The 12,737-nt window shown below is 58.3% G+C and carries 9 protein-coding genes and 2 tRNA genes; 2 read left to right on the forward strand and 9 right to left on the reverse strand.

The features are described from left to right. A partial coding sequence (locus tag HX846_RS03480; RefSeq protein ID WP_178964983.1) for a LysR family transcriptional regulator occupies positions 1-670 on the reverse strand: 670 nt, incomplete at its 3' end. A 127-nt stretch (positions 671-797) separates the two neighbouring features. Here HX846_RS03480 and HX846_RS03485 point away from each other — a divergent pair. Together HX846_RS03485 and nhaA are read left to right on the forward strand one after the other, a co-directional pair. Continuing rightward, positions 798-1,976 (forward strand): MFS transporter, encoded by a 1,179-nt coding sequence (locus HX846_RS03485; RefSeq protein ID WP_087693207.1) that lies wholly within the window; start codon positions 798-800, stop codon positions 1,974-1,976. Between the two features lie 115 nt (positions 1,977-2,091). Continuing rightward, positions 2,092-3,426 carry a Na+/H+ antiporter NhaA gene (gene nhaA, locus HX846_RS03490; protein ID WP_087693206.1) on the forward strand — a complete coding sequence of 445 codons (1,335 nt, stop codon included), beginning with the start codon at positions 2,092-2,094 and terminating at the stop codon, positions 3,424-3,426. A gap of 89 nt (positions 3,427-3,515) precedes the next feature. Here nhaA and HX846_RS03495 read toward each other — a convergent pair whose 3' ends face one another. The 8 genes from HX846_RS03495 to HX846_RS03530 form a co-directional block, all read right to left on the reverse strand. Then, positions 3,516-5,390, reverse strand: coding sequence for a SurA N-terminal domain-containing protein (locus HX846_RS03495; RefSeq protein ID WP_003207860.1), 1,875 nt, complete (start codon positions 5,388-5,390; stop codon positions 3,516-3,518). Between the two features lie 230 nt (positions 5,391-5,620). Next, positions 5,621-5,893 (reverse strand): HU family DNA-binding protein, encoded by a 273-nt coding sequence (locus tag HX846_RS03500; protein ID WP_003174819.1) that lies wholly within the window; start codon positions 5,891-5,893, stop codon positions 5,621-5,623. Positions 5,894-6,039: 146 nt separating this feature from the next. Next, positions 6,040-8,436, reverse strand: coding sequence for an endopeptidase La (gene lon / locus HX846_RS03505; protein WP_003207858.1), 2,397 nt, complete (start codon positions 8,434-8,436; stop codon positions 6,040-6,042). 151 nt (positions 8,437-8,587) lie between these two features. After that, positions 8,588-9,871 (reverse strand): ATP-dependent Clp protease ATP-binding subunit ClpX, encoded by a 1,284-nt coding sequence (gene clpX, locus HX846_RS03510; protein WP_003207856.1) that lies wholly within the window; start codon positions 9,869-9,871, stop codon positions 8,588-8,590. Positions 9,872-9,983: 112 nt separating this feature from the next. After that, on the reverse strand, positions 9,984-10,619 hold the full coding sequence (gene clpP, locus HX846_RS03515) for an ATP-dependent Clp endopeptidase proteolytic subunit ClpP (protein WP_003174822.1): 636 nt from the start codon (positions 10,617-10,619) through the stop codon (positions 9,984-9,986). A 92-nt stretch (positions 10,620-10,711) separates the two neighbouring features. Beyond that, complete coding sequence (tig, locus tag HX846_RS03520; protein WP_003207855.1) at positions 10,712-12,022, reverse strand: trigger factor; 1,311 nt, start codon at positions 12,020-12,022, stop codon at positions 10,712-10,714. 401 nt (positions 12,023-12,423) lie between these two features. Further along, a tRNA-His gene (locus HX846_RS03525) sits at positions 12,424-12,499 on the reverse strand. An 82-nt stretch (positions 12,500-12,581) separates the two neighbouring features. Further along, positions 12,582-12,666 (reverse strand) — tRNA-Leu (locus HX846_RS03530). Positions 12,667-12,737 lie beyond the last annotated feature (71 nt).

Below are 12,737 nucleotides of genomic sequence, written 5' to 3' on the forward strand. Positions count from 1 at the left end.
CGATGGTGGTGGAGACCAGCGGCGCACGCAGGGTCGGCTGCGGCAGGCCCGGCTCCGGGCGCAGTGGCCAGGTTTCCAGCTTGCCGGTGGCGCAGAATTTGTGGCGCAGGCAGGCGTGGTCGCTCAAATCCCGGGGCTGGCGCGGCGTACCGTGCAGGCGCAGGTACTCCGGGGACGCCACCAGCACCAGGCGGTAATACCCGAGGTGGCGCGCCATCAAGCGTGAGTCCTCGGGCTTGCCGGTGCGGATCACCGCGTCGAAACCCTCCTCGATCACATCCACCATGCGGTCGGAGAAGTCCACGTCCAGCTCGATCTCGGGATAGGCGCGCATGAAATCCGTCAGTACCGGCATCAACAAGCCGCGCACTTGCGGCAGGCTGACGCGCAACTTGCCTCTGGGGGTGGCGGATGCCTGGCTAAGTTCCTGTTCTGCGGCTTCGACTTCCGCCAGGATGCGCCGGGAGCGTTCGAGAAACAGCGCGCCCTCGCTGGTCAACGTGATACTGCGGGTGCTGCGATGGAACAGCCGCACCCCCAGGCGCTCTTCGATGCGCGCGATGCTTTTGCCAATCGCCGAGGACGACACCCCCAGCATGCGCCCGGCCTCGGTAAAGCTGCGGGTTTCGGCCACCTGCACAAACACTGAAATACTGCCCAGGCTGTCCATCGTCTCGCTCCCGAGGATTGCGGACATTGGCGTCCGATAAGTTCGGAACCTTAGCCTGTTTTTCTCCACCGTGCAGCACCCTACTCTGGCTCCCTGCCCTTTCGTCTGAAAACCGGAGCCAAAAAACATGAGCGACAGCGCCCTATCTTCCACGACCCCCACGGTGAGCCGTGAACGACTGCCTCTGGGCGGCCTGTTGGCATTGGCTACCGCCGGCTTCATCACCATCCTCACCGAAGCCATGCCGGCAGGCTTGCTCCCGCAAATGGGCGCCGGCCTCGGGGTGTCCGAAGCGTTGGTGGGCCAGTTGGTGACCCTGTACGCCCTGGGCTCGCTGTTGGCCGCGATTCCCCTGACCATCGCCACCCGGGGCTGGCGCCGGCGGCCATTGCTGATGATTGCCATCGGCGGGTTTGCCTTGGTCAACAGTGTGACGGCGTTTTCCAGCGATTACCTGCTGACCCTGGTGGCCAGGTTCTTCGCCGGGGTGTTCGCGGGATTGCTCTGGGCGCTGCTGGCCGGTTATGCCAGCCGCATGGTTGCGCCGCACCTGCAAGGCAGGGCCATTGCCGTGGCCATGCTCGGCGCGCCATTGGCGCTGTCACTGGGTGTACCGGCCGGGACATTCCTGGGCACCACGGTTGGCTGGCGCCTGAGCTTCGCGATCATGTCCGGCCTGACGGTTGTGCTGCTGGCCTGGGTGCGCTGGCAGGTCCCGGACTTTGCCGGGCAACAGGCGGAAAAACGCCTGGGGCTGCGCCAGGTGCTGGCACTGCCAGGGATTCGTCCGGTGCTGTTGGTGACTTTCACCTACGTGCTGGCTCATAACATTCTCTACACCTATATCGCGCCGTTCCTGGTACCTGCCGGGATTGCAGCGGACATCGACCAGGTGCTGCTGGTGTTTGGCCTGGCGGCGCTGCTGGGTATCTGGATCGTCGGCGCGCTGATTGATCAGCGGCTGCGCGCGTTATTGGTGATCAGCTGCGCAATGTTCGCGCTGTCGGCCCTGGCGCTGGCGTTCTGGATCACCTCGGCGACGGTGATCTACACCACGGTGGCCTTATGGGGGCTGGCGTTTGGCGGTTTGCCGGCATTGCTGCAAACGGCGCTGGCCAGGTCGGCCGGGGATTCAGCCGATGCCGCACAGTCGATGCTGGTGACGGTGTGGAACCTGGGCATCGCCGGTGGCGGACTACTCGGCGGCATGTTGTTGCAAGGGTGGGGAGTGACATCGTTTCCATGGGCGGTCGCCGGGTTGGTCGTACTGGCGCTGATCGCGACGCTGCGTTTAACCGATGTTTAAACGAAACGTGACGTGATGTTTCTTAACTCTTATGATCGCACCGGGTGCGCTGCTGCATACGGCACAGCGCAGGTTAAAGTATAAGCATTGGTCGGGCCGCCAATGGAGACTTGTCGTGCCTGATAAACACCCTGCTATTCCGCGCCCCCAGGTTCTGGTCGAAGGCGCCCTGTCCGCATTGGAGCGGTTTTCAAGGATCGAAGCAGTCAGCGGTATCGTGTTGCTGCTGGCAGCGATCGTCGCGCTGGTCTGGGCCAACAGCCCCGTCGCAGATTCCTACGAACACTTCTGGAACACCCCACTCACTATCGGGCTGGGAGACTTCACGGTCTCGCGCTCGTTGCACTTCCTGGTGAACGATGGGCTGATGACCATCTTCTTCCTGGTGGTGGGCGCCGAGATTCGCCAGGAGATCAGGGACGGCGCACTCGCCAACCTGAAACTGGCCACCCTGCCCCTCGGCGCTGCGCTGGGTGGCGTGCTGATGCCGGCACTGATTTACACCCTGCTCAACCATGGCACCGTAGCGGCCAGTGGCTGGGCAGTGCCCACTGCCACCGACATTGCATTTGCCGTGGGTGTGCTGGCGCTGTTGGGTAAATCCATCCCCGCCGGCGTGCGCATCCTGTTGCTGGCTTTGGCGATCATTGATGACATCGTCGCCATCCTGATCATCGCGATTTTCTATACCGCCAGCCTGGACTACATGGGCCTGGTGATCGCGGCCTGTGGGTTGGCGTTGGTGCTGGTTTTTCAGCGGATGGGCATTGGCAAGGCCGTTGTGTACCTGTTGCCAGGGGCGATTGTCTGGTTTGGCCTGCTCAAGACCGGCGTCCATCCGACCCTCGCGGGCGTAATGCTTGGCCTGATAACGCCCGTGACTTCCAGACCGACTCGGGAACGCCCTCTGGACACCATCGGGCGCACGTTCAACGAGCTGATGGAGCGGCTTTCACAATCGGCTGAAAGTGCCCATCAAGTCGCCAAACCGTTGAAGCAATTGAGACAGGCCCAGCGGGAAATGCTGCCGCCGGTGCAACGTATTCAAGCGGGCTTGCACCCCTGGGTGGCCTTTGGCGTCATGCCACTGTTTGCCCTGGCCAACGCCGGAGTGAGCCTGCAAGGGTTCAACCTGGACGATCCACTGCCCCACGGCGTGTTCATGGGCGTGATACTGGCGCTGGTGCTCGGCAAGCCGCTCGGTGTGATGCTGGCGAGCGTGGTGCTGGTCAAACTGAACATCTGCCAATTGCCGGAGGGCGTGACCTGGAACGGCGTCGCCCTGGTGGGCCTGCTGGCGGGAATTGGTTTCACCATGTCGATTTTCATCTCGTCGCTGGCCTTCTCCGATCCGACGCTGCTGTCGGCTGCCAAGCTGAGTGTGCTGAGCGCTTCGACCCTGGCGGCTGTGATTGGCCTGAGTTGGGGCAAGCTCAAGTTTGCGCGTTGAATCAAGACTGGTTGAGTCAGCTGATTAGTGGATAAAAAAAGACCCCGGCCTCTTCAGGCCGGGGTCTTTTTATTCAGGCTGTTACGAGATCAGAACTTCTTGATCTCAGCCTTGGTTTCCAACTGCTTGCGATAGGCGGCGAAGTCTTGCTGGCCGACACGGGACGCGAGGAAGCGGCGGTACTGAGCCTTCTCGTCATCGGTCGGTGCAGCGGCTTCATTGACCGCGTTCAAGCGCACGATCACCAGGCTACCGTCTGGCAGGGTCACGCTGGTGAAGGTCGGCTTGTCCTTGGCCGCAGGCTTTGGCATGCGGAACAGGGCTTGCAGCACGGCTGGCTCGACGCCTTCCTGGCCACGGGTGGCCGCTTCGGTGACTTTCCAGGCCTGGCCATCCACCGGCTGGTTCAGCGGGGTCTTGCCATCACGCAGGTTGGCAATCAGCTCGTCCGCGTGAGTCTTCGCCGCAGCGCTCGCGCGCTCCTTGGTCAACTGGGCACGGATGGCAGTGGCAACGCTTTCCAGCGGCAGCTGGGTAGGCTTCAGGTGCTCTTTGGCACGCAGTACCACGATGGTTTCCGGGTCCAGCTCGATGGCGGTGCTGTTGGCACCCTCATCCAGTACTTCAGGGCTGAATGCAGCGGTCACCACGGCACGGTTGGCAGCGATGCCTTCGCCACCTTCACGGCCAAACGGCGCGGAGGTGTGCACGGTCAGCTTCAGATCCGACGCCGGCTGGGCCAGGTCGGAAGCTTCGAATGCAGCGTCTTCCAGTTGCTTGGTCGCGTCGACGAAACGCTGTTCAACCTGTTGGGTCTTGAGCTCGCGGGTCAGCTTGTCTTTCAGGCTGGCGAACGATGGCACTTCAGGTGCTTCAACGCCCAACAGCTTGATCAGGTGCCAGCCGAAGCTCGAACGCACCGGTGCCGAGACCTGGTCCTTGTTCAGTGCATACAGCGCTGTTTCGAAGGCAGGGTCGTAGACGCCAGGGCCAGCGAAACCGAGGTCACCGCCGTTGTTCGCAGAACCCGGATCCTGGGAGAACTCCTTGGCCAGGGCTTCGAATTTCTCGCCCTTGGCCAGGCGTGCCTGGATCTCTTCGATCTTGGCCTTGGCCTGCTCGTCGGTGGTCTTGTCGTTGACTTCAATCAGGATGTGCGCCGCGCGACGCTGTTCAGCGAGGTTGGCGGTTTCTTTCTGATAGAGGGCTTGCAGCTCATCGTCCTTGACCGCGACCTGGTCGAAGAAGGAAGCCTTCTTCAGTTCCAGATAGTCGATGACCACCTGGTCCGGGGTCATGAACTCCTTGGCGTGCTGGTCGTAGTAAGCCTTGACCTCGTCGTCAGTGATCTTCACTGCTGCAGGGTCGGCCTTGACGCTGACGGTGGCAAAATCGCGGGTCTGTTTTTCCAGACGGGCGAACGCGAGCACTTCGGCATCAGTCACAAAACCGCTGCCAGCAATGCCTGCACGAACCTGGCCGATCAGCATTTCCTGGCTCAGCATCTGACGGAATTGCATACGGCTGTAGCCCAGCTGACGGATCACCTGGTCGAAACGCTCAGCGTTGAACTGGCCATCCACCTGGAATTCCGGCGTCTGCAGGATCACTTGATCCAGCGCAGCTTCGGAGAAAGCGAATTTCGAATCGGCCGCGCCTTGCAGCAGCAGCTTGCGATCGATCAGGCCCTTGAGGGCGGCGTCGCGCAGCAGCTTTTCGTCCAGCAAGGAAGCATCGAAGTCCTTGCCCAGCTGTTGCATCAGCTGGCGACGTTGCATGTCGACGGCCTGGCCCAGTTCGCTTTGGGTGATTTCTTCACCGTTGACCTTGGCCACGTCCTGCTTGTTGTTGGTCGAAGCCTGAAAAATAGCCTCGATACCGGTGAACGCCATCAATGCGACGATGATCCCGATAATGGTCTTGGCAATCCAGCCTTGTGAATTGTCCCTGATATTCTGCAGCATGCGTCCCCCAGAAACGGTTGAACTTCAAAATTAGGCAACCGTGGAGCGTGGGTAGAGTCCGGATAGAAGAAAGGCGCATCCGAGGATGCGCCTTCTCGTAACTGGCGGAGCGGACGGGGGTTTGAACCCACACCCCCGGCGTGGCGACCCGATGGATACTCGGGTCAGCTGCCGCTCCGCTGCCAGGTCAGACCTGCGTCCGACCCGGATGGGTAAGGCTTGAGCGAAGCTTAGTTAACGGCTTCTTTCAGGGCTTTACCGGCTTTGAAACCTGGTTTTTTGGCAGCGGCGATTTGCAGAGCCTTGCCAGTCTGTGGGTTACGGCCAGTGCGAGCTGGACGATCGGTCACAGAGAAAGTACCGAAACCAACCAGTACCACAGAGTCGCCGGCCTTGAGAGCGCCAGTGACGGATTCGATTACTGCGTCCAGCGCACGGCCAGCAGCGGCTTTCGGGATATCAGCAGATGCAGCGATAGCATCAATCAGTTCCGACTTGTTCACTCTAAGTCCCCTTATATCTATTGAGTATGATTCTAAGTTTTTTGGTGAAAGCAAAAACCAGTGCTGAATGGCCTACAGACACTTAAGAGCCGCTTTATAACAAGGGCTCTAAAAAGCTGTCAAGGAAGCCTCCAGGCTTAAACGTATTAATGCGTGCTAATTCTTTCCTTAGAGTCAGTCTCGCGTTTTTCATCCTTTGCAACTATCTCAGGAGCCACATCCGGCAAGGGCTCCGGCGCGTATTGCAGCGCAATTTGCAGGACCTCGTCAATCCATTTAACCGGTTTAATCTGCAGATCCTGCTTGATATTGTCAGGAATCTCCTTCAAGTCGCGAACATTCTCTTCAGGAATGATCACGGTCTTGATACCACCGCGGTGTGCAGCCAGCAATTTCTCTTTGAGGCCACCAATGGCCAGTACCTGACCACGCAGGGTGATTTCCCCGGTCATGGCGACATCGGCGCGCACCGGAATGCCGGTCAGGGCTGATACCAGTGCCGTGCACATGCCTACGCCTGCGCTAGGGCCGTCTTTCGGGGTCGCCCCTTCCGGCATGTGGATGTGGGTGTCGTGCTTCTCGTGGAAGTCCAGGGGGATCCCCAGGCTCTTGGCGCGGCTGCGCACCACGGTCTGCGCGGCGGTGATGGATTCAACCATCACGTCACCCAGGGAACCGGTCTTGATCAGTTGCCCTTTGCCCGGGATCACGGCGGCCTCGATGGTCAGCAATTCGCCGCCCACCTGGGTCCACGCCAGGCCAGTGACCTGGCCTACCTGGTCCTGCTGCTCAGCCAGGCCGTAGCGGAATTTGCGCACGCCCAGGAAGTGTTCCAGCAGGTCAGCGGTGACCTTCACCGAGAAGCGTTTTTCCAGCGCATGTTCCTTCACGGCCTTGCGGCAGATCTTCGCCAGTTGACGCTCAAGGCCCCGTACACCGGCCTCGCGGGTGTAGAAACGAATGATGTCGCGGATCGCGTCGGCATCAAATTCGATCTCGCCTTTTTTCAGGCCGTTGGCCGCAATCTGCTTGGGCGAGAGGTATTTGACGGCGATGTTGATCTTCTCGTCTTCGGTGTAACCCGGCAGACGAATCACCTCCATCCGGTCCAGCAAGGCTGGCGGAATATTCATCGAGTTGGAGGTGCACAGGAACATTACGTCGGACAGGTCGTAGTCGACTTCCAGGTAATGGTCGTTGAAATTGTGGTTCTGCTCGGGGTCGAGCACTTCCAGCAAAGCAGACGCCGGGTCGCCACGCATGTCGCTGCCCATCTTGTCGATTTCATCGAGCAGGAACAGCGGGTTGCGCACACCCACCTTTGTCATCTTTTGAATCAATCTTCCTGGCATCGAACCGATATAAGTCCGGCGATGACCACGGATTTCCGCTTCATCACGCACACCGCCCAGGGCCATGCGCACGAATTTGCGGTTGGTGGCGTGGGCAATCGACTCCGCCAGCGAGGTTTTACCCACACCAGGAGGACCGACCAGGCACAACACCGGACCACGAATCTTCTTCACGCGCTTTTGCACGGCGAGGTATTCGAGAATGCGTTCCTTGACTTCTTCGAGGCCGTAGTGATCGGCGTCGAGAATATCTTCGGCGCGGGCCAGGTCCAGGCGCACTTTGGTCTGGGCCTTCCACGGCACCTGCACCAGCCAGTCGATATACGAACGAACCACGGTGGCTTCGGCCGACATCGGCGACATTTGCTTGAGCTTGTTCAGCTCGGCAGTGGCCTTGGTCAACGCGTCTTTCGGCAGGCCGGCGGCATCGATGCGCTTTTTCAGCTCCTCGATTTCGTTGTGGCCTTCCTCGCTGTCGCCCAGCTCTTTCTGAATGGCCTTCATCTGCTCATTCAGGTAGTACTCGCGCTGGCTGCGCTCCATTTGCTTTTTGACACGGCCGCGAATGCGCTTCTCAACCTGCAGCAGGTCGATTTCGGCATCCAGCAGCGCCAGGACGTGTTCGACCCGGGCCGACAAATCGATGATCTCGAGAATGTCCTGCTTCTGCTCGATTTTCAGCGCCATGTGCGCGGCCATGGTGTCGACCAGGCGGCTTGGCTCATCAATGCTGTTGAGGGAGGAGAGGACTTCTGCGGGGACTTTCTTGCCCAGTTGCACGTATTGCTCGAACTGGGACAGCAGGCTGCGAACGAACACTTCGGATTCGCGCTCAGGGGCGTCGACTTCGTCGATCAGCGCCACTTCGGCACGCAGGTGGCCGTCCACTTCCATGAAGCGCTCGACCGCACCGCGCTGCTCGCCTTCCACCAGCACCTTGACGGTGCCATCAGGCAGCTTGAGCAGTTGCAGGACAGTTGCAACGGTACCAACGCGATACAGGGCATCTTCGCCCGGATCATCGTCAGCAGGATTTCTCTGGGCCAGCAGGAGGATCTGCTTGTCGCCCGTCATCGCGGCCTCGAGGGCTTCGATAGACTTCTCGCGCCCCACGAACAGCGGGATAACCATGTGCGGATAGACGACGACATCACGCAACGGCAGGAGAGGCAATTCGATGGTTGTCTTCATGATTTCGCCTCTATGACAGATGAAAGTAAGCTTGAAACCAAGATGGGGGCTGCCTGCAAAAAAAACAAGCGTAATGGCATCAGTTAAACGCAGTAAAAACAAAGGGGCCCCTTAAGGCCCCTTTATTTTGTACAGCTCGGCGGTGCAACGCTTACGCGTCTGGCGCAGCCTTGGCAGCCGGCTCACTGTTTTCGTAGATATACAGTGGTTTGGACTTGCCTTCTATAACGCTTTCGTCGATCACCACTTTACTCACCTCGGACTGCGAGGGGATTTCGTACATGGTGTCGAGCAGTACGCCTTCGAGGATCGAGCGCAAACCACGGGCGCCGGTCTTGCGCTCCAGTGCCCGCTTGGCCACCGATTTGAGCGCGTCAGCACGGAACTCGAGGTCCACACCTTCCATCTCGAACAGCTTGGCGTATTGCTTGGTCAGGGCGTTTTTCGGCTCGGTGAGGATCTGCATCAACGCAGCCTCATCCAACTCGTCCAACGTGGCCAGCACTGGCAGACGGCCAACGAATTCCGGGATCAGACCGAACTTGACCAAATCGTCAGGCTCGACTTCACGCAGGGATTCACCGACTTTCTTGCCTTCTTCCTTGCTGCGTACTTCTGCACTGAAGCCAATGCCGCCACGGGTGGAACGGTTTTGAATAACCTTTTCCAGGCCGGAGAACGCACCGCCACAGATGAACAGGATGTTGCGCGTATCAACCTGAAGGAATTCCTGCTGCGGGTGCTTGCGGCCGCCTTGTGGCGGTACGGAAGCAACCGTGCCTTCGATCAGTTTCAACAGCGCTTGCTGCACGCCTTCACCGGAAACGTCCCGGGTGATCGACGGGTTGTCGGATTTGCGCGAAATCTTGTCGATTTCATCGATATAGACAATGCCCATCTGGGCCTTCTCCACGTCGTAGTCGCATTTCTGCAGCAGCTTCTGAATGATGTTCTCGACGTCTTCACCTACGTAACCGGCCTCGGTAAGAGTGGTTGCGTCGGCGATGGTGAAGGGAACGTTCAGCAGGCGAGCCAGGGTCTCTGCAAGCAGGGTTTTACCCGAGCCTGTAGGGCCGATCAGCAAGATGTTGCTTTTGCCGAGCTCGACGTCGTCACTTTTCTTGTCACGCTGGTTCAGACGCTTGTAGTGGTTGTACACCGCTACGGCCAGAACCTTCTTTGCACGCTCTTGACCAATCACATACTGATCAAGGATGCCGCTGATTTCTTTAGGCGAAGGCAATTTATGCGCGCTGCTTTCGGCCTGGGCTTCCTGCACCTCCTCACGGATGATGTCATTGCACAGGTCGACGCACTCGTCGCAGATAAAGACCGAGGGGCCGGCAATCAACTTGCGTACTTCATGCTGGCTTTTGCCACAGAAGGAGCAATAGAGCAGCTTGCCGTTGTCCTCGCCGTTGCGGGTGTCAGTCATTCGTTCGATCCAAATCCGATAGGCTTGCAACACAAGATGAAGGCTATTGAGGGCTTTTTCAAGTCCACTGGTGGTCGGACCTGCCGACCAGCCCTATTTTGAGCTGCTTATATTAAGCGGGGCGCTTTTCGATCACTGCGTCGATCAACCCGTATTCACGAGCCGCTTCGGCGCTCATGAAATTGTCACGGTTGGTGTCGCGCTCGATCTCTTCCAGGGTATGCCCGCTATGTTTGGCCATCAGCGTGTTGAGACGCTCACGAATGAAGAGGATTTCCTTGGCATGGATTTCGATGTCCGATGCCTGGCCCTGGAAACCGCCCAGTGGCTGGTGAATCATCACGCGTGAGTTCGGCAGGCAGTAACGCTTGCCCTCAGCACCAGCGGTCAGCAGGAAAGCACCCATGCTGCACGCCTGACCGATACAGGTGGTCGATACGTTCGGCTTGATGAACTGCATGGTGTCGTAGATCGACATGCCCGCTGTCACCGAACCGCCCGGGGAGTTGATGTAGAGATGGATGTCCTTGTCCGGATTTTCCGCTTCAAGGAACAGCAGCTGCGCACAAATCAGGTTGGCCATGTAGTCCTCTACCGGACCAACCAGAAAGATCACTCGCTCCTTGAGCAGGCGCGAGTAGATGTCATAGGCGCGTTCGCCACGAGCAGATTGCTCGACAACCATCGGGACCAGGCCGCCAGCGGCCTGGATATCAGAGTTCTGCTGAATATACGAATTACGGAACATGCTCTGCAGTTACTCCCAAATAGTCATGTCTTGAATACGCATAAGCCAGCGCGAGGCTGGCTTATGGGTGTATTTTCAAACGAGTTGAGCGATCAGTCGGCTTGTGCTGCTTCAGCCGGCTTGACTGCTTCTTCGTAAGAGACCGCTTTATCGGTCACCTTAGCCTTCTGCAGAACAGTATCCACAACTTGCTCTTCCAGCACAACCGAACGCACTTCGTTCAGCTGCTGGTCGTTCTTGTAGTACCAGGACACAACAGCCTCAGGCTCCTGGTAGGCCGAAGCCATTTCCTGGATCATTTCGCGAACGCGGGTTTCGTCAGGCTTGAGGTCGAATTGCTTGACCACTTCAGCCACGATCAGACCCAGTACAACGCGGCGCTTGGCCTGTTCTTCGAACAGTTCGGCCGGCAGTTGGTCAGGCTTGATGTTGCCGCCGAACTGCTGAACAGCCTGCACGCGCAGACGATCAACTTCGTTGGACAGCAGGGCCTTCGGCACTTCGATCGGGTTGGCAGCCAGCAGACCGTCCATCACCTGGTTCTTGACCTTGGATTTGATGGCCTGGCGCAGTTCACGCTCCATATTCTTGCGAACTTCGGTGCGGAAACCTTCGATGCCGGTTTCCTTGATGCCGAACTGGTTGAAGAACTCTTCGTTCAGTTCTGGCAGCTTGGGCTCGGAAACGGTGTTGACGGTCACGGTGAACTCGGCGGTTTTGCCAGCCAGGTCCAGGTTCTGATAGTCAGCCGGGAAAGTCAGGTTCAGAACGCGCTCTTCGCCGGCTTTGGCGCCAACCAGGCCGTCTTCGAAACCAGGAATCATGCGGTTGGAACCCAGCACCAGCTGAGTACCCTTGGCGGAGCCGCCAGCGAATGCTTCGCCGTCAACCTTGCCTACGAAATCGATGTTCAGCTGGTCTTCGTTCTGGGCAGCACGATCGGCCACTTCAAAACGGGTGTTCTGCTTGCGCAGAATTTCCAGCATGTTGTCCAGGTCGGAGTCAGCAACATCAGCGCTCAGGCGCTCGATGGCGATCGAATCGAAACCGGCAACTTCGAACTCAGGGAACACTTCGAAGATTGCAACGTATTCCAGATCCTTGCCTGCTTCCAGGGACTTGGGCTCGATGGAAGGCGAGCCAGCCGGGTTCAGCTTCTGCTCGACAACGGCTTCGTAGAAGGAAGCCTGGATCACGTCACCTACAGCTTCCTGACGTGCATCAGCACCGAAGCGGCGCTTGATTTCGCTCATTGGCACTTTGCCTGGACGGAAACCAGCGATCTTGGCCTTTTGGGCAGTCTGCTGCAGACGCTTGTTGACCTGGGTCTCGATGCGCTCGGCCGGCACGGTGATGCTCATGCGGCGCTCAAGAGCAGAAGTATTTTCAACAGAAACTTGCATGGATATTCCTCGTTGCACAGACGTTAGCTGGCCGTTTCCGACCCCAGAATCAAGGGCATGCATTCTAGTGGGTCAAACTCAAGAAGTCACCCTACTGAAAACGGGTAAAAAAACAGCAGGCAATTTATAGGTGCGAATGCACGAGTGCAGCTCGCCCCGGTGGCAAATACATCCCATCATGCCAGGGCTCTGCGCCAACCCTTCTATATATAGAAGCGGTTGCCAATCATCTCCCTGACAACCGACCCTGCGGACAAGGCCGGCAGGCAGTGCGGCATCATCGCGAAACATAAATACGACGAAACGCCCTGCCCTGCAGCCCAACACCTGCGACTGCGTTGAAACTCAAACCGCTGAAACAAAAAAGGCGCCAGACTATTAATCTGGCGCCTTTCGAAATATGGGGTGGACGAAGGGGATCGAACCCTCGACAACGGGAGTCACAATCCCGTGCTCTACCAACTGAGCTACGCCCACCATATTGCGTGACCAAAAAGCCCGTCAAAAAGGCTATTTGTTGAGCTTCGCGCCGACCCGCAGGCCTTCACGAAACTTTATTTGGTGCGGATGAAGAGACTCGAACTCTTACACCTTGCGGCGCTGGAACCTAAATCCAGTGTGTCTACCAATTCCACCACATCCGCGCTTGAAGCTTTTAAAGCAAAGGCGCCAGACTATTAATCTGGCGCCTTTTTAAATATGGGGTGGACGAAGG

The organism is Pseudomonas sp. K5002 (assembly GCF_013386655.1).
In the GTDB taxonomy this organism is placed as follows: domain Bacteria; phylum Pseudomonadota; class Gammaproteobacteria; order Pseudomonadales; family Pseudomonadaceae; genus Aquipseudomonas.